The sequence below is a fragment of the Pseudomonas sp. KH_017 genome, assembly GCF_057840285.1.
Genome location: NZ_CM174509.1, coordinates 6,176,580 through 6,199,363, shown reverse-complemented (window position 1 = coordinate 6,199,363; position 22,784 = coordinate 6,176,580). Strand labels below are relative to the sequence as shown.

26 protein-coding genes and 1 pseudogene are annotated in these 22,784 nt (G+C 60.0%); 13 read left to right on the top strand and 14 right to left on the bottom strand.

The window, feature by feature from the left end; all coding sequences use genetic code 11:
* Nucleotides 1-81: 81 nt before the first annotated feature.
* Together AC3IT6_RS28335 and AC3IT6_RS28330 are read right to left on the bottom strand one after the other, a co-directional pair.
* Nucleotides 82-1,575: a YifB family Mg chelatase-like AAA ATPase gene (locus AC3IT6_RS28335; RefSeq protein WP_489353811.1), complete on the bottom strand. Its 1,494-nt coding sequence runs from the start codon at nucleotides 1,573-1,575 to the stop codon at nucleotides 82-84.
* Between the two features lie 172 nt (nucleotides 1,576-1,747).
* Nucleotides 1,748-1,918, bottom strand: a complete 171-nt coding sequence (locus tag AC3IT6_RS28330) for a hypothetical protein (protein ID WP_223544716.1) — start codon at nucleotides 1,916-1,918, stop codon at nucleotides 1,748-1,750.
* 762 nt (nucleotides 1,919-2,680) lie between these two features.
* On the opposite strand from AC3IT6_RS28330, the gene AC3IT6_RS28325 reads away from it, so the two are divergent.
* A complete protein-coding gene (locus AC3IT6_RS28325; RefSeq protein ID WP_489353810.1) occupies nucleotides 2,681-2,944 on the top strand; it encodes a HigA family addiction module antitoxin in 264 nt (87 codons plus the stop codon).
* 11 nt (nucleotides 2,945-2,955) lie between these two features.
* Here AC3IT6_RS28325 and AC3IT6_RS28320 read toward each other — a convergent pair whose 3' ends face one another.
* A complete protein-coding gene (locus tag AC3IT6_RS28320; protein WP_489353809.1) occupies nucleotides 2,956-3,474 on the bottom strand; it encodes a BRO-N domain-containing protein in 519 nt (172 codons plus the stop codon).
* A gap of 436 nt (nucleotides 3,475-3,910) precedes the next feature.
* Nucleotides 3,911-4,171, bottom strand: a complete 261-nt coding sequence (locus tag AC3IT6_RS28315) for an accessory factor UbiK family protein (RefSeq protein ID WP_046038993.1) — start codon at nucleotides 4,169-4,171, stop codon at nucleotides 3,911-3,913.
* Between the two features lie 419 nt (nucleotides 4,172-4,590).
* Here AC3IT6_RS28315 and glnK point away from each other — a divergent pair, with 419 nt between their 5' ends.
* From glnK to sutA, 4 genes are all read left to right on the top strand, one after another.
* Nucleotides 4,591-4,929, top strand: a complete 339-nt coding sequence (gene glnK / locus AC3IT6_RS28310; protein ID WP_002555808.1) for a P-II family nitrogen regulator — start codon at nucleotides 4,591-4,593, stop codon at nucleotides 4,927-4,929.
* Nucleotides 4,930-4,964: 35 nt separating this feature from the next.
* Nucleotides 4,965-6,302, top strand: a complete 1,338-nt coding sequence (locus AC3IT6_RS28305; RefSeq protein WP_489353808.1) for an ammonium transporter — start codon at nucleotides 4,965-4,967, stop codon at nucleotides 6,300-6,302.
* A 213-nt stretch (nucleotides 6,303-6,515) separates the two neighbouring features.
* Entirely contained in the window at nucleotides 6,516-6,941 is a 426-nt protein-coding gene (locus AC3IT6_RS28300) for a secondary thiamine-phosphate synthase enzyme YjbQ (protein ID WP_008015517.1), read from the top strand.
* A 101-nt stretch (nucleotides 6,942-7,042) separates the two neighbouring features.
* A complete protein-coding gene (gene sutA, locus AC3IT6_RS28295; protein WP_008050867.1) occupies nucleotides 7,043-7,366 on the top strand; it encodes a transcriptional regulator SutA in 324 nt (107 codons plus the stop codon).
* A gap of 187 nt (nucleotides 7,367-7,553) precedes the next feature.
* Here the strand turns inward: sutA and AC3IT6_RS28290 are convergent, their stop codons facing one another.
* Genes AC3IT6_RS28290 through lptM form a run of 6 tightly spaced genes read right to left on the bottom strand, consistent with a single transcriptional unit; the run spans nucleotide 7,554 to nucleotide 12,170 of the window.
* A complete protein-coding gene (locus AC3IT6_RS28290; RefSeq protein WP_489353807.1) occupies nucleotides 7,554-8,261 on the bottom strand; it encodes an HAD family hydrolase in 708 nt (235 codons plus the stop codon).
* The gene (gene xerC / locus AC3IT6_RS28285) at nucleotides 8,258-9,157 is read right to left on the bottom strand and encodes a tyrosine recombinase XerC (protein ID WP_489353806.1); all 900 of its coding nucleotides are present in this window, start codon (nucleotides 9,155-9,157) and stop codon (nucleotides 8,258-8,260) included. Before xerC ends, AC3IT6_RS28290 begins: the two co-directional genes overlap by 4 nt.
* A 2-nt stretch (nucleotides 9,158-9,159) precedes the next feature.
* Nucleotides 9,160-9,885, bottom strand: coding sequence for a DUF484 family protein (locus AC3IT6_RS28280; protein WP_150724918.1), 726 nt, complete (start codon nucleotides 9,883-9,885; stop codon nucleotides 9,160-9,162).
* Between the two features lie 13 nt (nucleotides 9,886-9,898).
* Complete coding sequence (dapF, locus tag AC3IT6_RS28275) at nucleotides 9,899-10,729, bottom strand: diaminopimelate epimerase (protein WP_489306808.1); 831 nt, start codon at nucleotides 10,727-10,729, stop codon at nucleotides 9,899-9,901.
* 4 nt (nucleotides 10,730-10,733) lie between these two features.
* Complete coding sequence (lysA, locus tag AC3IT6_RS28270) at nucleotides 10,734-11,981, bottom strand: diaminopimelate decarboxylase (RefSeq protein WP_223455380.1); 1,248 nt, start codon at nucleotides 11,979-11,981, stop codon at nucleotides 10,734-10,736.
* Nucleotides 11,982-11,993: 12 nt separating this feature from the next.
* A complete protein-coding gene (lptM, locus tag AC3IT6_RS28265) occupies nucleotides 11,994-12,170 on the bottom strand; it encodes an LPS translocon maturation chaperone LptM (RefSeq protein ID WP_150716244.1) in 177 nt (58 codons plus the stop codon).
* A 209-nt stretch (nucleotides 12,171-12,379) separates the two neighbouring features.
* On the opposite strand from lptM, the gene cyaY reads away from it, so the two are divergent.
* From cyaY to rnk, 3 genes are all read left to right on the top strand, one after another.
* Nucleotides 12,380-12,712, top strand: coding sequence for an iron donor protein CyaY (cyaY, locus tag AC3IT6_RS28260; protein ID WP_008050853.1), 333 nt, complete (start codon nucleotides 12,380-12,382; stop codon nucleotides 12,710-12,712).
* Between the two features lie 4 nt (nucleotides 12,713-12,716).
* Complete coding sequence (locus AC3IT6_RS28255; protein WP_080925278.1) at nucleotides 12,717-12,935, top strand: DUF1289 domain-containing protein; 219 nt, start codon at nucleotides 12,717-12,719, stop codon at nucleotides 12,933-12,935.
* A gap of 281 nt (nucleotides 12,936-13,216) precedes the next feature.
* A complete protein-coding gene (gene rnk, locus AC3IT6_RS28250) occupies nucleotides 13,217-13,627 on the top strand; it encodes a nucleoside diphosphate kinase regulator (RefSeq protein WP_008050852.1) in 411 nt (136 codons plus the stop codon).
* A 7-nt stretch (nucleotides 13,628-13,634) separates the two neighbouring features.
* Here rnk and AC3IT6_RS28245 read toward each other — a convergent pair whose 3' ends face one another.
* The 3 genes from AC3IT6_RS28245 to AC3IT6_RS28235 form a co-directional block, all read right to left on the bottom strand.
* Nucleotides 13,635-16,478, bottom strand: coding sequence for a class I adenylate cyclase (locus tag AC3IT6_RS28245; RefSeq protein ID WP_489353805.1), 2,844 nt, complete (start codon nucleotides 16,476-16,478; stop codon nucleotides 13,635-13,637).
* A 193-nt stretch (nucleotides 16,479-16,671) separates the two neighbouring features.
* The gene (locus AC3IT6_RS28240; protein ID WP_150724924.1) at nucleotides 16,672-16,917 is read right to left on the bottom strand and encodes a TIGR02647 family protein; all 246 of its coding nucleotides are present in this window, start codon (nucleotides 16,915-16,917) and stop codon (nucleotides 16,672-16,674) included.
* Between the two features lie 235 nt (nucleotides 16,918-17,152).
* On the bottom strand, nucleotides 17,153-17,437 hold the full coding sequence (locus AC3IT6_RS28235; protein ID WP_046039010.1) for a hypothetical protein: 285 nt from the start codon (nucleotides 17,435-17,437) through the stop codon (nucleotides 17,153-17,155).
* Nucleotides 17,438-17,561: 124 nt separating this feature from the next.
* Here AC3IT6_RS28235 and AC3IT6_RS28230 point away from each other — a divergent pair, with 124 nt between their 5' ends.
* On the top strand, nucleotides 17,562-18,221 hold the full coding sequence (locus AC3IT6_RS28230) for a glutathione S-transferase family protein (protein WP_150724925.1): 660 nt from the start codon (nucleotides 17,562-17,564) through the stop codon (nucleotides 18,219-18,221).
* Between the two features lie 113 nt (nucleotides 18,222-18,334).
* Here the strand turns inward: AC3IT6_RS28230 and argH are convergent, their stop codons facing one another.
* Nucleotides 18,335-19,729 carry an argininosuccinate lyase gene (gene argH / locus AC3IT6_RS28225; RefSeq protein ID WP_489353804.1) on the bottom strand — a complete coding sequence of 465 codons (1,395 nt, stop codon included), beginning with the start codon at nucleotides 19,727-19,729 and terminating at the stop codon, nucleotides 18,335-18,337.
* Nucleotides 19,730-20,071: 342 nt separating this feature from the next.
* Between argH and AC3IT6_RS28220 the strand changes: the two are divergent.
* The 4 genes and pseudogenes from AC3IT6_RS28220 to AC3IT6_RS28205 form a co-directional block, all read left to right on the top strand.
* Nucleotides 20,072-20,194: pseudogene (locus AC3IT6_RS28220) on the top strand (sensor histidine kinase); the annotation flags it as partial.
* Complete coding sequence (locus AC3IT6_RS28215) at nucleotides 20,191-20,937, top strand: LytR/AlgR family response regulator transcription factor (protein ID WP_150724927.1); 747 nt, start codon at nucleotides 20,191-20,193, stop codon at nucleotides 20,935-20,937. The pseudogene AC3IT6_RS28220 and the gene AC3IT6_RS28215, both read left to right, overlap by 4 nt.
* Before the next feature lie 138 nt (nucleotides 20,938-21,075).
* The gene (gene hemC, locus AC3IT6_RS28210; RefSeq protein WP_347909712.1) at nucleotides 21,076-22,017 is read left to right on the top strand and encodes a hydroxymethylbilane synthase; all 942 of its coding nucleotides are present in this window, start codon (nucleotides 21,076-21,078) and stop codon (nucleotides 22,015-22,017) included.
* On the top strand, nucleotides 22,014-22,781 hold the full coding sequence (locus tag AC3IT6_RS28205) for a uroporphyrinogen-III synthase (protein WP_489353803.1): 768 nt from the start codon (nucleotides 22,014-22,016) through the stop codon (nucleotides 22,779-22,781). The genes hemC and AC3IT6_RS28205 overlap by 4 nt, the downstream gene beginning before the upstream one ends.
* The last annotated feature ends 3 nt before the right edge of the window (nucleotides 22,782-22,784 follow it).

Below are 22,784 nucleotides of genomic sequence, written 5' to 3'. Positions count from 1 at the left end.
CCATCTTTCCGAAAACCGCTTATTGGTCGAAAAAAACACTTGGAAATGACGTTTTCTCAAAAAAACACTTACAAATTTGAGCTACTGGCTTGTTGGCCGATATTGCAGCGCTTCGGCCAAGTGCTCGCGTCTGATCTCATCGACTTGTTCAAGGTCCGCAAGAGTGCGCGCTACTTTGAGCAGTCGATGGGCCGCTCGCAGTGACAAGGTCAGTCGTTCACACGCCGTCTCCAGCCAGGTTTCGTCTGTTGTGGATAACTTGCAGTGTCTGCGCAGGCCCGGCAAGTCGAGAAAGGCATTGGCACAGCCTTGGCGCTTTTGTTGCCGTTCTCGTGCATCGGCAACCAACTCGGCGGCGGTGGCAGTGTCGTCGCCGGGTTTTAACGCAGGATTCAATGCCGTGGCTTCGCGAGCAACCGTCAGGTGCAGATCAATACGATCCAGCAGTGGTCCCGACAGTTTGTTGCGATAGCGCTGAACCATGTCCGGCGTACAGGAACAACGGCCACTCGGTTCGCCAAGATATCCACAGGGGCAGGGATTCATCGCGGCGACCAGTTGAAAGCGCGCCGGGAAGCGTACGCGGTCCTTGGCGCGGGAAATCACGATGTGGCCGGATTCCAGTGGCTCTCTCAACACCTCCAATACCTTGCGATCAAATTCCGGGAGTTCATCGAGGAACAGCACGCCATGGTGAGCGAGGGTGATTTCGCCCGGTTGTGGTTTCGAGCCACCGCCCACCAGTGCCGGTCCTGAGGCGGAATGGTGTGGTTGTCGGAAGGGGCGCTGTGGCCAATGGCTCAGTGGCACACAACTGGCGACGGATTGAATCGCTGCGACTTCCAGTGCTTCGCTCTCGGCCAGGGGTGGCAGCAGCCCTGGCAATCGGCTCGCCAATAGCGTCTTGCCTGTGCCCGGTGGCCCGCTGAACAGCAGGTTATGCGCACCCGCTGCCGCAATCAGCAGCGCGCGTTTGGCCGCCATTTGCCCCTGAACTTCATTCAAATCAGGATAGGGTTTGCTGGCGTAGAGCAACCCGTTGGAAACGTAAGGTTCGATGGGTGTGTGCCCATTGAAATGCGCCACTGCCTGCAGCAGATGGTCCACTGCGATGACCTTCAACCCCGATGCCAGACAAGCCTCTTCGGCATTCGCCTGCGGCACCATCAACCAGCGCCCGGCCTTGCGCGCCGCCAATGCCGCCGGCAGCACCCCACGGACGGGCCGCACTGCACCGGAAAGCGCCAGCTCCCCCAGGCACTCCACGTCATCCAGTGTCAGCGTCGGCACCTGCACGCTGGCCGAGAGAATCCCCAGGGCAATCGCCAGATCGAACCGCCCGCCATCCTTGGGTAAATCCGCCGGCGCCAGATTCAGCGTGATCCGTCGCGCCGGAAATTGCAGTCCCGAATTGATGATCGCACTGCGCACCCGATCCTTGCTTTCTTTCACCGCCGCCTCGGGCAGGCCGACCATGGTCAGAGACGGCAAACCGTTGGCCAGATGGACTTCAACAGTAACGGCTGGCGCCTCCACGCCGACCTGGGCACGGCTGTGGACGATGGAGAGGGACATGGTCGTTCCTTGAAATTACGGGGAGCCGCTTCCTGCGGTTTTTCAAGGGTAGTCAGGAGATGAGCATTTCGCGTGGTGTCTGGGAAGGTGAATTTTCGCAGGATGTTGCGAGCCATCGCCGGACGGGCGGGCAGAAAAAACCGCCATTCGGGCGGTTCTTTGGTAGACAGTTTCAGGCTCTTTTACCGGCAAGTAAGCCCGGAGGTTCAAGGTCTTTGCCGTGAGCCGCAGCGACATCAAGAAATCGTTGTTGATTGGCTGAAATCTTGCCGCCTAGCCGAAGTGCTTCAGCATGATATTGAATGATGAGTAAAAGCTTGGCTTTTCGCTTTCTTTGAATCATGGACACCTCCTGTGCCTGGGAGTGAGATCGATACTATTAATCGTCCAGGTAAATGACAAGTCGATTGTTCTGGTCGAAGCTGAATCCGAGGTTCTGGTAGTAGGGGACGACATTTGGGCCAGGATCCTGAATCTCTATTTCTTTGCACCCTAGCATTCGTGCATAGGTATCTGTAGCCAGCAGTGCCATCGGGGCGATCAAACCACGAAGAGGATGAGACCTGTCTGGGTGACCCTGCAAAAGAATTATTTTTATGCAAATAGCGCTTTTACGCGGAGTGGCATAACACAGACCACATAGTTTCTGTTCGTACCAGATGGCCAAATCCAATCCCTTGGCATCTTTGCACTTCCAGTTCGACACGCTTTCCCATGGGAAGAGTGCAGCTTCCAACCACGGGAGGCAGGCAGTAATCGCAGCTGGAGTTATTGGGTCGAACCTAACCGCCTCGGTGTTGAGTTTCCTGGCCCGAGATTTACAGTCCTTGACGAACATTTTATATGCGAGCTTTCGTGCATCTGATTTGTAAGTCTGGTTTCGAAGTTCGGTGCCTTTTCCTTTTCTTCTCATTGCTAGCGTCTATCGAGTAACAAGGCGAAAAGCGTAAAGAAAAGGGTGAGGACTGATAAATCAGGCCGGAGCGCCGCTTTTTGTAGGACCTTGCCGAGAAAGATGAAGGACATCGGTGAAAGAGCGTGGATGGCCTTGCCGGATGAAGGTTGCTGCTTATGATCTCGCTGAATGCAGCCTTAGGAGGCGTGAATGGACAGGAATGGAATGCGCCCGATTCATCCTGGCGAAATTCTCAGCGAGGAGTTTTTGAAGTCACTGGGCGTTACAACCGATGCTCTGGCTCGCTCGGTGAACGAGCCGGAGGCGGAAATAAGCGATGTTGTGAATCAGCGGAGCGGTGTCAGTGTTGGTCTGGCGCAAAAGCTATCCATCAACCTGAACACCACGCCCGAGTTCTGGCTGAATCTGCAATCGACCTACGAGTTGCGCTCAGTCCAGATCGAGCGTGGTTGAACGTTAAATATTCAAAGCGACTGCAAGATGAGTGAAGCCCGCTTCCACCACGGTTTTACCGGGCGTCTTGCCTGATCCTGCTCTGTCATCATCTGCGGCACATCCTGCAACCGAATCCACGGCTGGTTGTTCCAGTGCAGCAGGCTCAACGACATTTCCGGCCAGTTGAGCAGGCTCAGTTGCGGGCGTTCGGTTGTGGTGGGGTATTGGGCATCTCGCAGGGCGGGAACAACTTCGTGGGTGAGCCATTCACGCAGGGCTCTGTATTCGGGGCAGTAGTGGTAGACCAGTAATGCGTAAACGCCGGATTCGCTGATCAGCAGGATGTTTTCGATGTGACCGTGGATGAGGGTTTTGGCTGTTTGGTATTGGTCGGGATCGAGTTTTCGGAGTTGACGGTCGTTGAGGTAGATGCGTAGCAATCGGCCTAGGTCGCGGGCGCTGAACCAGGGTTGGTTTTGTATTAGGAGAGCGTGGAGGTGGAGTTTGTGGCGGGTGAAGATGTGGGGGATTAGGTAGTTTTCTTCCATCGTGCAGTTCTCGGGGTCGAGTGAAGAGCAACTGCCTCTGATCGTCGCCAAACGAAAAGGGTGGCAGCTATGCGCGGGTTGGCGAACCGGTAACGCCCGAAAAACCGGCAGACCCTAAGGTCTCCCACGCACAGCTGCCATAACTCAAGATGGGGAAAAACTCCCTATTTCGAATGTGGTCGTAGTGCGTCGGGTTTTTTCCAGGTCGCCAAACCCAGTGCTGAACATTCAGCATTGGGTGAGCTTAGAAACCGGAGATCTGCGACGCAATCGGACGGCGGTGTGATGTTTGTAGGACGTTGCCGGGATTGTTGCGGGGCTGAAGATCAAAAGATCGCAGCCTTCGGCAGGTCCTACAGGTGAAGCGCAAGGTCGTTCCGACCTTCAATCGCGAGCAGGCTCGCTCCCACAAGGGGACTGCATTTCACAACAGAATTTATTCGGTCGGCGGATTGAGCTTCGCTTCCAGCTCCGCCACTTTCGCTTCAAGACTTTCCAGCCGAGCCCGGGTGCGCGCCAATACAACCATCTGGCTATCGAATTCTTCCCGACTCACCAGATCCAGTTTGCTGAAGCCACTTTGCAGCAACATTTTGAACTGGCTTTCGATTTCAGCTTTCGGCAGAGGCGTATCGCCGCTGAAGAGGCGGGAGGCGGTGCCGGTGAGGGCGTCGAGGAAGTCTTTGGGCGCGAGCATGGGCAGTGTCCTGGAAACAATGACGGGCAGTGTATCACGCAGTGTCTATAGTCATTTGCGCAGGCGAAGCACGCACGCTTTTCGCGCATGCGGACGGACGGCGTCGCACCGTTATTGTGCGTAACCCGGTGAGTGTTGTTGCGATATGGCGGACATCTGCCAGCAAAAGATTGAAAACTATGAGTTTTGTGGAGATGGCAAGGTTTCTGCTTAGATGCTGGTGACCCATGCACTGATGCAGTCGCTGTGACGAATGCAGTGCGCCAAGCGAAACACGGGGAGTGCTTCGTCAGGAGCGGTTAGCTGGCGTCGAACGGGCAGGTAAGGCCGACGATGCGTTACAAAGCCAGGCACTGCGCTTAGACTTGAGTCGGGTTTGTTTTCCTGGGGCAAGTCCACCAATTCGGGAGAGAGTTTTCATGAAGCTAGTCACTGCCATCATCAAGCCGTTCAAGCTGGACGACGTACGCGAGTCGCTGTCCGAGATCGGCGTGCAGGGCATTACCGTCACTGAAGTCAAAGGCTTTGGTCGGCAGAAGGGTCACACCGAGCTGTATCGCGGCGCGGAATACGTGGTCGATTTCCTGCCCAAGGTGAAGATCGACGTCGCCATCGACGACAAGGATCTGGACCGGGTAATCGAGGCCATCACTAAGGCTGCCAACACCGGCAAGATCGGGGACGGCAAGATCTTCGTGGTCAATCTGGAACAGGCGATTCGCATCCGTACCGGCGAAACCGATACCGACGCAATCTAAGCCGCCACAAACCCAACGCCCCAGGAGAAAACAATATGACTCTGCGTAAATTCGCAGGGCTAGGAGCCCTGTTGTCCATCGTAATGCCCAGCCTTGCTCTGGCGGCAGACGAAGTGGCGGCCCCAGTCCTCAACTCCGGCGACACTGCCTGGATGATGACCTCGACAGCCTTGGTGCTGTTCATGACCATTCCCGGCCTCGCGCTTTTCTACGGCGGCATGGTCCGGTCGAAAAACATTCTTTCCGTGATGATGCAGTGCTTCGCCATTACCGGTTTGATCAGCGTCCTGTGGGTCATTTATGGCTACAGCATCGCGTTCGACACCACGGGCATGGAGCAGGGCGTCGTCAACTTCAACTCGTTCTTCGGCGGCATGGGCAAGGCATTCCTCGCCGGCATCACGCCAGCCAGCCTGACCGGCCCTGCGGCGCTGTTCCCTGAGGCGGTGTTCGTCACCTTCCAGATGACCTTCGCGATCATCACCCCGGCGCTGATCGTCGGTGCGTTCGCCGAGCGGATGAAGTTCTCCGCGATGCTGGTGTTCATGGGCATCTGGTTCACCCTGGTGTATGCGCCGATCGCGCACATGGTCTGGTCCGGCAACGGTGGCCTGATGTGGGACTGGGGCGTGCTCGACTTCGCCGGCGGCACCGTGGTGCACATCAACGCAGGTGTAGCTGGTCTGGTTGCCTGCCTGGTGCTGGGCAAGCGCAAGGGCTTCCCGACCACGCCGATGGCGCCGCACAACCTCGGTTACACCCTGATGGGTGCGGCCATGCTGTGGGTCGGCTGGTTCGGTTTCAACGCCGGTTCCGCCGCTGCGGCCAACGGCACCGCCGGCATGGCAATGCTGGTAACTCAGATTGCTACCGCCGCTGCTGCACTGGGCTGGATGTTTGCCGAGTGGCTCACCCACGGCAAACCTAGCGCACTGGGCATCGCTTCGGGCGTGGTTGCCGGTCTGGTGGCAATCACCCCGGCTGCCGGCACCGTTGGCCCCATGGGCGCGCTGGTAATCGGTCTGGCAGCTGGTGTGGTGTGCTTCTTCTGCGCCACCACCCTCAAGCGCAAGCTCGGCTATGACGATTCCCTGGACGCCTTCGGCGTGCACGGTATCGGCGGTATCCTCGGCGCAATCCTGACGGGTGTGTTCGCTGCTCCGTCCCTGGGTGGCTTCGGCACCGTGACCGACATCGCCGCACAAGTGTGGATTCAGTGCAAAGGCGTGGGCTTCACGGTGATCTACACCGCGATCGCCACATACATCATCCTCAAGTTGCTGGATGCGGTCATGGGCCTGCGTATCAACGAAGAAGAAGAAGCGGTCGGCATCGATCTGGCGCTTCACAACGAACGCGGCTACAACTTGTAAGCAAGCACTAAAAAAACTGCCCGGCTTGCCGGGCATTTTTTTGTCTGGAATTTGTCGTTGAAGGCTGAGCTGAAAGGTTTTTTCCTACAGGTTTTACGATGTTTACGTCGGGTGTTTTTGTGCAGCCAAAGGCTTACAGGATTGAAGGAATATTAGGGTCTTTGTTTTTTCCCAGAGCGCGCTAGAATGCGCCCCGAACGTGCGGAGAACTGTATGTGGCAACAGACTCTGATTACCTTGCGGGCGAGGCCTCGGGGCTTTCATCTGGTAACGGACGAGTTACTCGCCGGCCTGCCTGAACTCAAGGCGTGTCGGGTCGGTCTGTTGCATTTGTGGCTGCAGCATACCTCGGCGTCGTTGACCATCAACGAGAACGCCGATCCGGCGGTACGTCGCGACTTCGAACGATTTTTCAATCGTCTGATCCCACAAGGAACAGACGGCTATGAGCATAACGACGAAGGCCTGGACGACCTCCCGGCGCACTTCAAGGCCAGCGTGCTTGGCTGTCAGCTCAGTTTGCCGATTTCGGCAGGCCGGTTGGCGTTGGGGACCTGGCAAGGCGTTTATCTGGGCGAGCACCGTGATCATGGCGGTGCCCGTAAAGTCCTCGCCACCGTGCACGGTGAAGAGGCATAACCGCTGGTCAGCAGCGGCTGTTGAATTTTTTCCTGCAGCCTTCGACAGAGGGCAAAGCTGGGCTATAACTAATCTGCTTTTCGCAAGTCATGAGGTAGAACATGAGCGACGATGATCTGGAAAACGACGACCTCGAAGTAGGCGACGACGACGAAACCGAAGAAGGTCTGGAAGCAGCGGCGGAAGACGTCGCTGAAGACGACGGCGGTGATGCGCCGGTCCCGACCGCCAAAGGCAAGGCCAAGGCAGCGGTATCGGTCGATGAGCTGCCGAGTGTCGAAGCCAAGAACAAGGAACGCGATGCTCTCGCGCGGGCCATGGAGGAGTTTTTGGCCAAGGGTGGCAAGGTGCAGGAAGTGGAGGCCAATGTGGTCGCCGATCCGCCCAAGAAGCCTGATAACAAGTACGGCAGCCGGCCTATCTGAGCCTGCTACCCGCTTGCTGAAAAAGCCCGCCGTCGCCGCGGGCTTTTTCATGCCTGAAACAAAGCTTTTTGAGCTGGACGAAGTCCCTGTGGGAGCGGGCTTGCCCGCGAAGAGGCCATCACATTCAATATTGGAGGTGGCTGGTACACCGCCTTCGCGAGCAAGCCCGCTCCCACAGGTTTTTTCGTCAGGCCGACACCGAATTCCACCGCGCCAGCAATGCCGGCAAATCGGTCAGGCTGCGAATCTCCGCATCCGGCAACCGTTCGGCTTCCCAGACCTTGCCTGCCGGGTTGAACCAGATTGCCCGCATTCCCGCCTGCTGCGCACCGGCAATGTCATCGCCCGGATGATCGCCAATGTGCACCGCCGATTCAGCGGTCGCGCCACCGCGCTGCAAGGCCTCCTGGAACAATCGTGCGTCGGGTTTGGCAATGCCGATGTCTTCGGCGCACAGCGCAAACTTGAAGTAATCCGCCAGGCCCAGCCGGCGCACGTCGGCGTTGCCATTGGTGACCACGCCGAGGGCGTAATGGTTGGCGAGGATTTCCAGGGTCGGTTCGACCTCCGGAAACACATCGATCTGATGGCGAGCGTGCAGAAACACTTCAAAACTCTTGTCCGCCAGATCCGAGGCTTCTGCATGGGTGTAGCCAGACTCTTCCAGTGCATGGAACAGCACCCGCCGACGCAGGGCGCTGATGCGGTGCTTGAGGCCAGGCTCGTTGCTCAATACACGCTCACGAATAGTCCACAGATGCTCCACCGGCACCGCCCCCAGGTTGGGCGCGTGCTCGGTCAGCCATTCACGCAAAACGGCTTCGGCGCTGACGATTACCGGGGCGGTGTCCCACAGGGTGTCGTCGAGGTCGAAGGTGATCAACTGAATGCTCATGAATCGTCGCCCTTAATGCGTTTGGCCCGTGGGTGGGCGCTGTCGTAGACCGTGGCCAGGTGCTGGAAGTCCAGGTGGGTGTAGATCTGCGTGGTCTTGATGTCCGAGTGGCCGAGCAGTTCCTGCACTGCCCGCAGGTCCTGGGAGGATTCCAGCAAATGGCTGGCAAAAGAGTGCCGCAGCATGTGCGGGTGCAGGTTCTGCCCCAGTTCGCGCTCGCCGGCAGCCTTGACCCGCACCTGGATCGCCCGGGGGCCGAGACGTCGACCTTGCTGGCTGACAAACACTGCATCGTCCGCCGGGTTGGTCATGGCCCGCAGTGGCAGCCACTGCTCCAGGGCCTCGCGGGCCTTTTTTCCTACCGGCAGCAGGCGGGTCTTGCTGCCTTTACCGAGCACCTGGACCATGCCGTCAGCCAGGTCGAGCTGATCGAGATTGAGCCCCGTCAGCTCCGACAGCCGCAAGCCGGAGGAATAGAACAGTTCGAGTATCGCCTGGTCCCGGCGAGCCAGAAAGTCATCCTCCACACCACCTTCCAGCAGTTGCAGCGCGCGGTCGGTATCGAGGGTTTTCGGCAGGCGGCGTTCGCCTTTGGGCGGCGCGAGGCCATTGGCCGGATCGTGGTCGCACAGACCTTCGCGGTTCAGGTAGTGATAGAGCCCGCGAACGGCCGACAGCAATCGAGCCAGGCTGCGGGACGATTGGCCCTGGGCGTGCAGACGGGCAATCAGGCTGCGCAGGCGCTGGATGTCCAGCGCCGTCCAGCTGCCGATATTCTGTTTGACGCACCAGCCCAGCACTTTATCCAGGTCGCGGCGGTAGGCCGACAGCGTGTGCGGCGACACCTGCCGCTCACTGCGCAGGTGTTCGCAGTAAGCGTCCAGTTGTCGTTCCATGTTCAGCGTACCGAGCGCAGGGAGTTGTTGACCCGTGGCAGCACGCGACCCATGACTTCAGCGATGTAGCTCAAAAACAAGGTGCCCACCGAGCTTTTGTAGTGCTGGGGATCACGGCTAGCGATGGCCAGGATGCCGTGGATGCCTTGGTGGCTGATGGCAACGACCGCGGTGGAGCCGATCTGCTTGCGCTGTTCTTCGCCGAACAGGAAGTCCAGTTCATGCTCGCGCAGGCTGCCACTGACGCTTTTGTCTTCCGAGAGCAGGCCGCCAATGGCCACTTGCGCTTCGGCGTGGGTGACCCAGCGGCCCACCGGCATGGCGTTGTCGCCGAGCAGGATGAGGCTGACGAAGGGCACCTGAAATTCCTGGCGCAGGCTGTCTTCGACGCACATCACCACGTCTTCCAGGCTGGCGGCATCCATCAATGCGAGGATCAGGCGACGGGTCTTTTCGAACAGCCGGTCGTTGTCCCGGGCCACGTCCATCAAATGCGACAGGCGATGACGCAGTTCAATGTTGCGGTCGCGCAGGATCGTCATCTGACGCTCCACCAGCGACACGGTATCGCCGCGCCGATGGGGAATACGCAGGGACGGGAGCAGTTCTTCGTGCTCGACGAAGAAGTCCGGATGAGCCTCCAGGTACGCGGCTACAGCCGCCGCCTCCAGGCTTTCGGACGGTGATTCGTCAGCTTGTCGTGCGGGTACCGGAGGCTTGTCGGTCATGGATTTCGCTCACTCAAAGACGCACTTGTCCTTCATATACGCGCACTGCCGGGCCGGTCATCATCACCGGTTGGCCAGGGCCTGCCCATTCGATGGACAAGCGCCCGCCAGGCAGGTCGATCAATAGCGGCGAATCCATCCACCCCTGGCTGATCGCGGCCACTGCGGCGGCACAGGCGCCGGTTCCGCAAGCCTGGGTTTCCCCGGCTCCACGCTCCCAGACGCGCAACTGCGCGCGGCTCCGGTCGATGACCTGGAGAAAACCGACGTTGACCCGTGCCGGGAAGCGCGGGTGATGTTCGATTTTCGGGCCCAGCTCATGCACCGGCGCGTTGTTTATATCGCTGACCCGCAGCACGGCATGGGGGTTGCCCATGGACACGGCGGCCAGATCGACCTGGGTGCCGTCGACGTCGACCTGATAACTCTTGGCCTGCTCCGGCGCCTGGAACGGAATATCCGCCGGCACCAGGCGTGGGGCGCCCATGTTGACACTGATCTGGCCGTCGTTACGCACGTCGAGCTCGATGACGCCGCTTTTGGTCTCGACGCGGATCTGCCGCTTTGCGGTCAGGCGCTTGTCGAGCACGAAACGGGCGAAGCAGCGCGCACCGTTGCCGCACTGTTCCACTTCGGAACCGTCGGAGTTGAAGATCCGATAGCGGAAATCCACGTCCGGATTGCTCGGCGCTTCAACGATCAACAACTGGTCGAAACCGATGCCGGTGTGCCGGTCGCCCCATTGCTTGGCGTGCTTGGGCAGAATGTGCGCGTGCTGGCTGACCAGGTCGAGGACCATGAAATCATTGCCCAGGCCGTGCATCTTGGTAAAACGCAGCAGCATGGTTTTACTCCGGCAGCAGGCTTTCGCCAGCAAACAACTCGGCTACCGTTTCACGGCGACGCACTTCAAATGCCTGATCACCGTCCACCAACACTTCTGCGGTACGGCCGCGGGTGTTGTAGTTGGAACTCATGACAAACCCGTAGGCACCGGCCGAATGCACGGCCAGCAGGTCGCCTTCTTCAAGTGCCAGCTGACGATCCTTGGCCAGGAAGTCGCCGGTCTCGCAGATCGGGCCGACGATGTCGTAGGCGCGGGCAGCGGAGGTACGTGGGCGCACGGCAGTGACGTCCATCCAGGCCTGATACAGCGCCGGGCGGATCAGGTCGTTCATGGCGGCGTCGACGATGGCGAAGTCTTTGTGCTCGGTGTGCTTGAGGTATTCGACCTGGGTCAGCAATACACCGGCGTTGGCGACGATGAAGCGGCCCGGTTCGAACACCAGCGCCAGATCGCGACCGTCGAGACGCTCGCGCACGGCCTTGATGTAGTCGGCAGCCAGTGGCGGCTCCTCGTCCTTGTATCGCACGCCCAGGCCGCCACCGAGATCGATGTGGCGCAGGTAGATGCCGCAATCGCCGAGGCGATCGACCAGGCCCAGCAGGCGGTCGAGAGCGTCGATGAACGGCGGCAGGGTGGTCAGTTGCGAGCCGATGTGGCAATCGACGCCGACCACTTCCAGGTTCGGCAGCTGCGCGGCACGCACGTACACGTCTTCGGCGTCGGCGATGGCGATGCCGAACTTGTTCTCTTTGAGACCGGTGGAAATGTACGGGTGGGTGCCGGCATCGACGTCCGGGTTCACGCGCAGCGAAATCGGCGCGCGAACGCCCAGTTCGGCGGCGACCACTTGCAGGCGTTCCAGCTCGTCGGTGGATTCGACGTTGAAGCAGTGCACGCCGACTTCCAGGGCGCGACGCATGTCGTCACGGGTCTTGCCGACACCGGAGAACACGATCTTGTCGGCGCTGCCGCCAGCGGCCAGTACACGTTCCAGCTCGCCACGGGAGACGATGTCGAAACCGGCGCCCAGACGCGCCAGGACATTCAGTACGCCCAGGTTGGAGTTGGCCTTGACCGCGAAGCACACCAGGTGCGGCATGCCGGCCAGCGCATCGGCATAAGCCAGGTATTGGGCTTCGATGTGCGCGCGCGAGTAAACGTAGGTCGGTGTACCAAAGCGCTCGGCGATGGCAGACAGGGCAACACCTTCCGCGAACAGTTCACCGTCACGGTAGTTAAAAGCGTCCATGAGGTTCCCTTATTATTGGTAGACGTCGTGCTTGTGTGCTTTGGAAGCAGGCTGCTGCTGCGACGACTTGGCTTGCTCGACAGGGTCCTGGTCTGCATCGGGCAGGTACAGCGGGCCTTTTTGACCGCAGGCCGACACAAGACAGGCAACCGCGAGGAGCGCAGCAAGGGAAGAGATCAGGCGCTTCATGGCGAAATCCTTGAAAATGCATTAATTGCGCCAGAGTATACCGGCCACCCGGCAGCTTGCCTATGCAACGGACCGCCCGTCCGGCGGGGGTTGGGCCGCGGCCGGTTGGTATCATGCAATCCCACAGGTCGTTATTCTTTGCAATCGACGGGGCTCGGTCGTATCTTGCGGCGCTTGAGCCTGATCAGACACTTTTTGAGGTTGCCGTAATGAGTTTGTCCGAAGCGCGTTTCCATGACCTTGTCGATGCCACCCAGCAAACCCTGGAGGACATCTTTGACGAGAGCGACCTGGATATCGACCTCGAAAGCTCGGCCGGTGTGCTGACCGTCAAGTTCGAGAACGGCAGCCAGTTGATCTTCAGTCGCCAGGAGCCGCTGCGTCAGCTGTGGCTGGCGGCGGTGTCCGGTGGTTTCCACTTCGACTACGACGAAGAAAGCGAGCGCTGGATGTGCGACAAGAGCGAAGAACAGCTGGGTGAAATGCTTGAACGTATCGTCCAGCAGCAGGCCGGTGTCGAGCTCGATTTCGAAGGCCTGTGAGATCGTGACCCAGCCTGCGCCTGTCCGTGCGCCCAAGCCGCTCTACAGCAACGTCAGCCCGGCGGTGCCATCGCCCTGCAGCGGTGTGTGCCGGCTGGACGAGCAGAAAGTCTGCCTGGGTTGCTTTCGCCATGTCGAAGATATTCGTGAGTGGCGTTCGGCCGATGATCAGCGTCGGCGGGTGATTTGCGCCGAGGCTGCCCACCGTAAATCCTTGGCATAAGGGCTTTTGTGGCGAGGGGGCTTGCCCCCGTTCGGCTGCGCAGCAGTCGTAAAAATTTAGGGCCGCTGCGCGACCCAGCGGGGCGGTGCGGCGGTCCGACAAGCCCCCTCGCCACAGGAGTTCTCTATAAGTTCATAGCGTCTGTTTGGCCATGACTTGTATATTTTTTGAGCTGTGATAGTGTCCGGAAACGCCTCCACCTACCGAGGCTGATGAAAACCCCGCCTTTTTCTGGCGGGGTTTTGCTTTTTTCGTGCAGAAGAAAGGAGTCTGCCCTGATCATGACCGCACCTTCCATCACCCTTACCCGTCTGGACGTTCAGCGTCTGGAGCGTCTGATCGACAGCCTGGATGACACGCTGCCGGGCGTTATCGCGTTGCAAACCGAACTGGATCGCGCCGATACACTGGTCGGCCACGATGAAGTGCCGGCGGATGTCGTGACCATGAATTCCCGTGTGCATTGCCGCGAAGAAGGCAGTGGCAAGGACTACCACCTAACCCTGGTGTACCCCAAGGATGCGAACGCCGACGAAGGCAAGGTCTCGATCCTGGCGCCGGTGGGCAGCGCGTTGCTCGGCCTGAAGGTTGGCCAGCACATCGATTGGCCGGCTCCGGGTGGCAAGACCCTGAAGCTGACGCTGCTGGAAGTCGAATCGCAGCCGGCCAATGGCGGCGCGTTCCCGGAGTGACATCCCTTCAGACCTGATCGAGCGCCTCGTTCAATGCGTGCTCCAGGTCAGCTTTGTAGCGCAGGTACAGATGGGTGGAACTCTGCCCTTCACCGAGCAGGCCTGACAGGTCCAGGTCGGTGATGTAGCAGCGGTAGCGTTCGGTTTCCCGGCGCTGCCCGACGATTTCCCGGGCGACCACGCGGAACAACTGGTCGCCATGTTCCAGCTCGGAAAACTCCCGTTGATTGCAATACAACGTCACCTGCACCTGACCCGGTGCGGCTTTGCCGACGATCGCCTGCACGTCGTAGAACGGCTTGTTCACCGGCGTCTGCGGCTCCGGCCGGGCTTCGATGCGGCGCGCCCGGCCAGGACCTGACGGCAGCAACTGGCAATACAGGGGGTCGAGGCTCGAGGGGTGGGTCGCGTCCATCGGCAGCAGGGCATCGCGGCGGTACTGGATCGATTGCAGGAAACGCTGCAGCGGCACCAGCAGGCTTTGCTCATCGTGCCAGGGCAGGCGTTGCTGCCACAGGGCATTGAACTCATCGAGCACGTACAGATCAGCCTGATCTTCGATAACCCGATAGAACACTTGAATGCAGTCCGGCTGGCCCGTTGGCAGGAATAGCGCGAGGTCGTGGTCTTCCAGTGCCTTTGGGTCCAGGTGAAGCGGGCTGTAGCTCGCCTTTTCCTTGCCCAGGTAATCGATCAGCGCCGGCAGAGTGGCCAGCGCGATGTGCTGGACCTGGCCCGGCGCCAACTCCAGCACGTGGTAGTGCTGCTGGACCTGAATCAGGTAGCGATGATTGAGCCGGCTCAGCAGCAGGTTCTGCGCGGTATCGAGGATTTCCTCGACCCGTTGGGCAATGAACTGCGCGCGGTTATGGCAGAAGCAACGCACCCTCAGCTTCGGCTGTTGCGGCCCGGCCGGCAGGTTGTTGAGGTAGTCGCGGATGCAGTCGAGCAGGGCATGGGGGCCGTGGTAGCGGCCGACCAGCACTTCGTTCCAGCTATTGAGCGTGACCTGGTCCAGGGTCAGCACCAGATTTTCCCGGACGCCGGCGTAGCTCAGGGAGTCGGTGCGTTCGGTGGTCATGAGGATGTTCAGGTCGCGATGATGCTTGAGCGGATCGATGCCGACATTCACCAGGATCAGCACTTCACTCGGCACGCTGGCGCGCAACAGAGGTTCCTCGGCAACGGTGGGCAAGGGCAGGGCGATGGTCTGTTGCAGGCTGCCGAGCAAGTTGAACAGTTCGAATTCGCTCATGTCGCTGGTGCCGGGGTGCAAGGCCAGACGGGTACTGCTGTCGATTACGCCATTGCGGTGGCACCAGGTCAGCAGTTCGAGCAAGTGACGGCTGCGTTTGATCGGCGCGAAATGCTCCCACTCCAGTGCCGTCAGGCTGCCGTTGTACAAGCCCCACTGGCCTTGCCCCGGTTCTTTCTTGTTCGGGGCGTACACCAGCGTCAGGGTGTCTTCAGCCAGGTCCGGGGCGATGCCGGGGTTGATGAATTCGACTTTGCCGGCCTTGCGCTCGAAAGCGGCGTACAGACGACGGCCGAGGACACTCAGGTCGCGCTTGTTGATGCGGCTGGCCGTTTGTTCGTGACGGGCAAACTGGGTGAGGAAGCGGTAGCTGTAGTTCAGCTCGTTGACCAGTGCACGCCGCTCGGAGCTGACCTGGCGGACTTTCCACTGGCTGCGGCTGTCGAGCAGGGCCAGTTGGCGCTGGTCCCAGTGCCATTCATGGGCCAGGCGTTCGAGCAAAGAGCGCTGCCAGCTCTGGGTGCGGCTGTTGCCGGTGAGTTTGCGATTGACCTTCAGGTACAGCGCGCGACGTACCAGTTCCAGGCGTTCCGGTTCGTTGCGGGCGATCAGGTATTCCTCGATGCGCCGGTACACCACGACGTACGGATCCAGTTCGTCGAGGTCGAGCCGGTTGGCGAACACCGCTTGCTTGAAGCGCAGGCTCAGGCAATGGACCCTGGGGTGCTCACTGGCGTAAACCTCCGTCAGCAGCAGCTTGAGTACCGACTTGTAGGGCGACTCGATGCCCTTGAACAACTGCCAGAGCCCGGCACCGATAAATTCGCCGGGAGGGATGTAGGCCAGGTTGCCGAGGTCGAGGGTTTCATCGGCACGGATGAAGCGTTTGGAAATCAAGGTATGGGTGTAACGGTCGTAGCTCGACTCCTCGTAGACCGGCACCAGCCACCAGATCGGTGTACGTCCGGCCAGCCAGATCGCGGTGCGGTAAAACTCGTCCAGCAACAGGTAGTGTTGGGTGGTGCCGCAATCCTCCGAACTCAGCTGGGTATCGCGCTCGCCACGGACGAAACGGCTCGGGTCGATCAGGAAAAAATGCGCTTCGGCGCCTTGGCTGGCGGCCCAGGCTTCCAGCAACTGGCATTTTTTGCGCAGCTCGGCGAGTTCGTTCTCGGTCAGGTCCGGCCCATGGCAGACCCACACATCCATGTCGCTCTGGTCGGCCTGTGCCAGGGTGCCGAGGCTGCCCATCAGGAACAGTCCGTGAATCGGTCTCGGCGGGTTACTGCCGTGGCGCGGCTTGTAGGAAAACGAGCGGGTCAGGCGCTGGGCTTCAGCAAGGACTTTGGCATCCGGTTCGAAATTCGACAGCCCGGCCGGCGTACTGCCAGAAACGTAGCCGGGCAACAGCGGATGGTTGACGTGGAAAAACAGCGGCAGCAAGGTCAGGACCCCTTGCTGGCGGGTCGACAACCCTTCCATGGCACGAGCCATGCGTCCTTCGTTGAGCTTCAGAAAGCGTGCGCGCAGCTGGCTGAGAACCTTGCGGTCGATTCCCTCGTCCAGATCGGGGCGGATTTCATGGGTGCGCGTCATGTCAGCTCAAACCGGCTCGCAGGGCTCGGACGTGGGGGCTCAGGTGAGGGGGAGTTTAGCGCCTGGGTCACGGGACTTTTAAGCTGATTTTGTATTTCTGGCGTCAGATTTCTATCGCGCGGGCTACAACGGGCATCGAAATGCGCCCACGGAAATCCTTCAGCAGGGGTTTCCGTGGGCGATGCGGGGGAATTCAGGCTGTTTCTTCGGCTCTCAGAATGGTGAGCACGGTTTGCACATTTTGCGCGGCGTCACGACCCAGGCTGGTCAGATAGCCGCCATCAGGCTGGTCGATCAGATCTTTTTCAAATAGGCGTTTGGCAGCGGCAATGGCTTTTGGGGCAGCGGTCTGATGAATTTTCAAACCTTCCTGGGAACTGTCCAGGTTGAAGAGTGCGAGGATTTCCAGTTCGGCAACCAACTCAGGGGTAAGCGACATAAGGACTCCAGACTTTCTAGGAATTGGACGACAGCGCCCCTAAGGTGAACCCGCTTGTCCGGCATGTCCAGTACTCGCGACAGGGTTTTTTCTTTGTAGGAGCAGCCGGTCGACGCTCGATTGCTCGCGAAGGTCGTCAACGATAACGCTGGAAACCGGATGCCCCGCGGCGCTCTCGGGTTTTTCGCGAGCGATCGAGCGTCGACCGGCTGCTCCTACAGGAAAGGGATGGGGCTTACTGCTTTTCCGGCGGCAACTCGGGCAATGCGCGCAACGCAGCTTCGTACCATTCGGTGTTGAACGCGCGGTCTTCTTCGAGGATCGCGTCGATTTCTACCGCCAGAACGTGAGCCATCAGGTTGAGGATTTCTTCGCGCTCATAGCCCACCAGCGTCAGCTTGTTGAACGTCGCCTTGGCCGCTGGCGGGTTGTCGCTTTCGATCTGGTTTTCGATGGCCTGGATCAGGGTACTTTCGGCGAACTCTTCTTCGTCGTTATCGATATCGGTAGGCTCGCTCATGGCAGGCTCCTCAGGGAAAGGTGGCCAGTTTACCCGCATTCAGTCGCGTGATGCTGCTGGCAAGAATCCCGGCAGCGTTCTATAAACAGGCACCGCCCACCCCGCATGGCCTGGAGGCTTTGTGATGATCAAGCTTTATGGATTCTCCGTCAGTAACTACTACAACATGGTCAAACTGGCGCTGCTGGAAAAAGGACTGCCTTTCGAAGAAGTACCGTTTTATGCTGGCACCAGCCCCGAGGCACTGGCCATCAGCCCGCGCGGAAAGGTCCCGGTGCTGCAGGTAGAGCAAGGCTTCATCAATGAAACCAGCGTGATCCTCGAATACATCGAGCAAAGCCAGAAAGGCACGTCGCTGCTGCCGAGCGATCCGTTCGAGCGCGCGCAGGTGCTGGCACTGGCCAGGGAAATCGAGTTGTACATCGAATTGCCAGGCCGGGCCTGCTATCCCGAAGCCTTTTTCGGCATGACCCTGCCGGAAGCGATCAAGGAAAAAACCAAAGCCGAATTGTTGCTGGGGATGGCGGCGCTGGGCCGGCACGCCAAATTCAGCCCTTACGTGGCTGGCGACAGCTTGAGCGTGGCGGATTTGTATTTCCTGTTCAGCGTGCCGCTGGCGTGCGGGGTCGCCAAGAAGTTGTTTGGCATCGATCTGTTGGCCGAGATGCCGAAGGCCAAGGCGTTGCTGGAGCGGTTGGGGGGTAACCCGAATGTGCAGCGCGTGGCGGCAGACCGGGAAGCGGCTATGCCAGCGTTCATGGCGATGATTGCTGCCAAGAAGTAGTTCTGTGGGGTTTTGAAGTCAGTCATCGCGGGCAAGCCCGCTCCCACAAGATTGCGTAAACCCTGTGGGAGCGGGCTTGCTCCGGGCGGCGATCCGACGAAGCTTTTGGCGATTTAACGGCTGGCGAGCAACGCCTGGCCGCGAGCCACGGCAGCCTTCACCTGCGCCGGCGCGGTGCCGCCGATGTGGTTACGGGCATTGACCGAGCCTTCCAGGGTCAGCACGGCGAACACGTCCTGATCGATCTGGTCGCTGAACTTGCGCAGTTCTTCCAGGCTCATTTCCGCCAGGTCCTTGCCGCTGTCCACGCCGTACTTCACGGCATGACCAACGATTTCGTGGCAATCACGGAATGGCAGGCCGCGACGCACCAGGTAGTCGGCCAGGTCGGTGGCGGTGGAGAAACCGCGCAGGGCCGCTTCGCGCATCATCGCGTGCTTGGGCTTGATCGCCGGAATCATGTCGGCAAAGGCCCGCAGCGAGTCGCGCAGGGTATCGGCGGCATCGAACAGCGGTTCCTTGTCTTCCTGGTTGTCCTTGTTGTAGGCCAGAGGCTGGCCTTTCATCAGGGTCAGCAGGCCCATCAGCGCGCCGAATACGCGACCGGTCTTGCCACGCACGAGCTCCGGTACGTCCGGGTTTTTCTTTTGCGGCATGATCGAGCTGCCGGTGCAGAAACGGTCGGGCAGATCGATGAACTGGAACTGCGCGCTGGTCCACAGCACCAGCTCTTCGGAGAACCGCGACAGGTGCATCATCGCGATGCTGGCCGCCGAGCAGAATTCGATGGCGAAATCACGATCGGAGACGTTGTCCAGCGAATTGCCGCCAACCGCGTCGAAGCCCAGGAGTTGGGCGGTGTATTCGCGATCGATCGGGTAGGTGGTACCGGCCAGCGCCGCGCTGCCCAGCGGCATGCGGTTGGTGCGCTTGCGGCAGTCGACCAGGCGTTCGTAGTCGCGGCTGAGCATTTCGAACCAGGCCAGCATGTGGTGTCCGAACGTCACCGGCTGTGCGGTCTGCAGGTGGGTGAACCCCGGCATGATGCTGCCGGCTTCGCGCTCGGCCTGCTCAAGCAGGCCTTTTTGCAGGCGGGTGATTTCGGCCAGGATCAGGTCGATCTCGTCACGCAGCCACAGACGGATGTCGGTGGCGACCTGATCGTTACGACTGCGGCCGGTGTGCAGCTTTTTACCGGTCACGCCGATGCGGTCGGTCAGACGCGCCTCGATGTTCATGTGGACGTCTTCGAGGTCGATGCGCCAGTCGAATTGGCCGACTTCGATTTCACCCTGGATGGTGTTCAGGCCATCGATGATGCTGTCGCGCTCGGCATCGGTCAGCACGCCGACCTTGGCCAGCATGGTGGCGTGGGCGATCGAGCCCATGATGTCGTGGCGATACAGGCGCTGGTCGAAGGTGACGGAGGCGGTGAAGCGGGCGACGAAGGCGTCGACGGGTTCACTGAAGCGGCCGCCCCAGGACTGATTGGTCTTGTCAGTGCTCATGAATTCGCTCGTATCGGCTTGAGGTAAGAAGGCGTGGAACGCTGGCGCGGATAATAACAGGGTTGCCAATCCTGTCGCTGACACTGGTCGATACGTTTTTTGGGGGGGTGAGAGCCCTGGCCCGGGTAAGACCCGCGTATTTTTGCCGAACGATATTTTCCAATTGAGCTATATCGTCCCGGCAACCGTCTACAGTTGGACAGTAGGATCAGCGCACTTCTCGGTGCAGCCGCTGGCTATAAGAAGAGTGGGGTGTTCATATTGCGTATCAGCAAACCCTGTGGCGATGTGTCGCCAATGCGGACCTGGACCGCCAATCGCCCGGCAGATGAAAATTTAGCCGCCGGACCAGCGGCACTTTTTGACGCTCGCGCTAGTCTTAGCGTGGATCGCGGTGACGGACGTCACTTCACCTGTCTACGCTATCCTTGTGCGAGACTCACGCAGGAATCCAGCGCAATATGAATGTCCTGATCGTTGATGACGAACCCTTGGTCCGCGAGCGCCTGAGCCGAATGGTTGGCGAACTCGAGGGATACAGTGTCCTGGAGCCTAGTGCCACGAATGGCGAAGAGGCGTTGGCACTGATCGACAGCCACAAACCGGATATCGTGCTGCTCGATATCCGCATGCCCGGCCTGGATGGCCTGCAAGTGGCTGCGCGGTTGTGCGAACGCGAAACTCCGCCCGCCGTGGTGTTCTGCGCCGGGCCCGATGAATTTGCCGTGGAAGCCTTACAGGCCAGCGCCGTAGGCTATCTGGTGAAACCTGTGAGAACTGAACAATTACATGACGCATTAAAGAGAGCCGAGCGCCCCAATCGTGCCCAGCTCGCCGCCCTGACCCGCCCTGCTGCCGAAAGCGGCAACGGCCCGCGCAGCCATATCAGCGCCCGAACCCGTAAAGGGATCGAGCTGATTCCGCTGGATCAGGTGGTGTATTTCATTGCCGACCACAAATACGTGACCTTGCGCCACGAAAGCGGCGAAGTGCTGCTCGATGAGCCGCTCAAGGCCCTCGAAGACGAATTCGGTGACCGTTTCGTGCGTATCCATCGCAATGCGCTGGTCGCCCGCGAGCGTATCGAGCGACTGCAGCGCACACCCCTGGGGCATTTTCAGCTGTTCCTCAAAGGTCTCAATGGTGATGCGCTGATCGTCAGCCGGCGTCATGTGGCTGGGGTACGCAAAATGATGCAACAGCTTTAAACAGCTGTTCGCAGGCCAATTTCACACCCGATTGCCGGACATCCGGGGCCAGGGAGGCCGAGTAGTATCTGATACAAGTCAAAGTGGATTTGGCTGAGCTGTTATTATCTACCGTATCTATTCAGTACGGATTGATCCATGTCCTCTCGCCAGATCCGCATCGCCACCCGCAAAAGCGCTCTCGCCCTGTGGCAGGCCGAATACGTCAAAGCCCGTCTTGAAGCAGCTCATCCGGGCCTGCTGGTGACTCTCGTCCCCATGGTCAGCCGTGGTGACAAGCTGCTTGACTCACCGCTGTCGAAAATCGGCGGCAAGGGCCTGTTCGTCAAGGAACTCGAAACCGCGCTGCTGGAAAATGAAGCCGACATTGCCGTGCACTCCATGAAGGACGTGCCGATGGACTTCCCCGAAGGCCTCGGTCTGTTCTGCATCTGCGAGCGGGAAGACCCGCGCGATGCCTTCGTTTCCAACACCTACACCAGCCTGGATGAGTTGCCCCAGGGCAGCATCGTCGGCACCTCCAGCCTGCGCCGCCAGGCTCAACTACTGACCCGTCGCCCGGACTTGGAAATCCGCTTCCTGCGCGGCAACGTCAACACTCGCCTGGCCAAGCTCGATGCCGGCGAATACGACGCCATCATCCTCGCCGCTGCCGGCCTGATCCGCCTGGGCTTTGAAGATCGCATCACCTCGGCCATCAGCGTCGATGACAGCCTTCCGGCCGGTGGCCAGGGTGCGGTGGGTATCGAATGCCGCAGCGCCGACAGTGAAATCCATGCGTTGCTGGCGCCCCTGCATCACCAGGACACCGCCACCCGCGTGACCGCCGAACGTGCCCTCAACAAGCACCTCAATGGCGGCTGCCAGGTGCCGATTGCCTGCTACGCCGTGCTGGAAGGTGAGCAGGTCTGGTTGCGCGGATTGGTGGGCGATCCAGCCGGTGGCCTGCTGCTCAGCGCGCAAGCCCGCGCCCCTCGCGGCGATGCCGAGGCGCTGGGTGTGCGAGTCGCCGAAGACCTGCTCAGCCAGGGTGCCGACGCCATCCTCAAAGCGGTCTATGGCGAGGCTGGTCACGAGTGATCGGCTGGCGCTTGCTGCTGACGCGTCCCGCCGAAGAAGCGGCGGCGCTGAGCAGTCTTCTGGCCGAGCAGGGGATATTCAGTAACAGTCTGCCGCTTTTGGACATCATGCCCATTGCGGCCACTGACACAATGCGCCATGTGATTCAGGCGCTGGATCAGTTCTGCGCCGTCATCGTGGTCAGCAAGCCGGCAGCCCGGATCGGCGTCGAACTGCTCGAGCGATATTGGCCAACACCGCCTGGTGTGAAGTGGTTCAGCGTCGGCGCGGCGACTGCGCAGATCCTCGAGGATCACGGGCTGGATGTGAGCTTCCCGGCAGAAGGCGATGACAGTGAAGCCTTGCTCGAACTTTCCCGACTGCGCGAGGCTATCGCACAACCCGATGCGCGAGTGCTGATCCTGCGTGGGGAGGGCGGGCGCGAGTTGCTGGCTGAGCGTTTGCGTGAGCTTGGTGCTAGTGTCGAGTATCTGGAGTTGTACCGCCGGGGATTGCCGAGTTACCCGCCGACACTGCTGCCGCAACGGATCCAGGCGGAACGCCTGAACGGGCTGGTGGTCAGCAGTGGACAAGGTTTTGAGCACCTGCATCAACTGGCTGGCGATGCCTGGCCGCAGTTGGCGCGATTGCCGTTGTTTGTACCGAGCCCCAGGGTTGCCGAGCTGGCGCGTGCCGCCGGGGCCAAATCAGTTGTGGATTGTCGCGGCGCCAGTGCCGCGGCCTTGCTGACGGCGTTACGGGAGCATCCCGTACCCGTTTTCTAATGC

What these genes read in the sequence shown, in the direction of transcription:
- AC3IT6_RS28335 (WP_489353811.1), bottom strand. Translation starts at nt 1,575, where the DNA reads ATGTCCCTCTCCATCGTCCACAGCCGTGCCCAGGTCGGCGTGGAGGCG.
- AC3IT6_RS28330 (WP_223544716.1), bottom strand. Translation starts at nt 1,918, where the DNA reads ATGATTCAAAGAAAGCGAAAAGCCAAGCTTTTACTCATCATTCAATAT.
- AC3IT6_RS28325 (WP_489353810.1), top strand. Translation starts at nt 2,681, where the DNA reads ATGGACAGGAATGGAATGCGCCCGATTCATCCTGGCGAAATTCTCAGC.
- AC3IT6_RS28320 (WP_489353809.1), bottom strand. Translation starts at nt 3,474, where the DNA reads ATGGAAGAAAACTACCTAATCCCCCACATCTTCACCCGCCACAAACTC.
- AC3IT6_RS28315 (WP_046038993.1), bottom strand. Translation starts at nt 4,171, where the DNA reads ATGCTCGCGCCCAAAGACTTCCTCGACGCCCTCACCGGCACCGCCTCC.
- glnK (WP_002555808.1), top strand. Translation starts at nt 4,591, where the DNA reads ATGAAGCTAGTCACTGCCATCATCAAGCCGTTCAAGCTGGACGACGTA.
- AC3IT6_RS28305 (WP_489353808.1), top strand. Translation starts at nt 4,965, where the DNA reads ATGACTCTGCGTAAATTCGCAGGGCTAGGAGCCCTGTTGTCCATCGTA.
- AC3IT6_RS28300 (WP_008015517.1), top strand. Translation starts at nt 6,516, where the DNA reads ATGTGGCAACAGACTCTGATTACCTTGCGGGCGAGGCCTCGGGGCTTT.
- sutA (WP_008050867.1), top strand. Translation starts at nt 7,043, where the DNA reads ATGAGCGACGATGATCTGGAAAACGACGACCTCGAAGTAGGCGACGAC.
- AC3IT6_RS28290 (WP_489353807.1), bottom strand. Translation starts at nt 8,261, where the DNA reads ATGAGCATTCAGTTGATCACCTTCGACCTCGACGACACCCTGTGGGAC.
- xerC (WP_489353806.1), bottom strand. Translation starts at nt 9,157, where the DNA reads ATGGAACGACAACTGGACGCTTACTGCGAACACCTGCGCAGTGAGCGG.
- AC3IT6_RS28280 (WP_150724918.1), bottom strand. Translation starts at nt 9,885, where the DNA reads ATGACCGACAAGCCTCCGGTACCCGCACGACAAGCTGACGAATCACCG.
- dapF (WP_489306808.1), bottom strand. Translation starts at nt 10,729, where the DNA reads ATGCTGCTGCGTTTTACCAAGATGCACGGCCTGGGCAATGATTTCATG.
- lysA (WP_223455380.1), bottom strand. Translation starts at nt 11,981, where the DNA reads ATGGACGCTTTTAACTACCGTGACGGTGAACTGTTCGCGGAAGGTGTT.
- lptM (WP_150716244.1), bottom strand. Translation starts at nt 12,170, where the DNA reads ATGAAGCGCCTGATCTCTTCCCTTGCTGCGCTCCTCGCGGTTGCCTGT.
- cyaY (WP_008050853.1), top strand. Translation starts at nt 12,380, where the DNA reads ATGAGTTTGTCCGAAGCGCGTTTCCATGACCTTGTCGATGCCACCCAG.
- rnk (WP_008050852.1), top strand. Translation starts at nt 13,217, where the DNA reads ATGACCGCACCTTCCATCACCCTTACCCGTCTGGACGTTCAGCGTCTG.
- AC3IT6_RS28245 (WP_489353805.1), bottom strand. Translation starts at nt 16,478, where the DNA reads ATGACGCGCACCCATGAAATCCGCCCCGATCTGGACGAGGGAATCGAC.
- AC3IT6_RS28240 (WP_150724924.1), bottom strand. Translation starts at nt 16,917, where the DNA reads ATGTCGCTTACCCCTGAGTTGGTTGCCGAACTGGAAATCCTCGCACTC.
- AC3IT6_RS28235 (WP_046039010.1), bottom strand. Translation starts at nt 17,437, where the DNA reads ATGAGCGAGCCTACCGATATCGATAACGACGAAGAAGAGTTCGCCGAA.
- AC3IT6_RS28230 (WP_150724925.1), top strand. Translation starts at nt 17,562, where the DNA reads ATGATCAAGCTTTATGGATTCTCCGTCAGTAACTACTACAACATGGTC.
- argH (WP_489353804.1), bottom strand. Translation starts at nt 19,729, where the DNA reads ATGAGCACTGACAAGACCAATCAGTCCTGGGGCGGCCGCTTCAGTGAA.
- AC3IT6_RS28215 (WP_150724927.1), top strand. Translation starts at nt 20,191, where the DNA reads ATGAATGTCCTGATCGTTGATGACGAACCCTTGGTCCGCGAGCGCCTG.
- hemC (WP_347909712.1), top strand. Translation starts at nt 21,076, where the DNA reads ATGTCCTCTCGCCAGATCCGCATCGCCACCCGCAAAAGCGCTCTCGCC.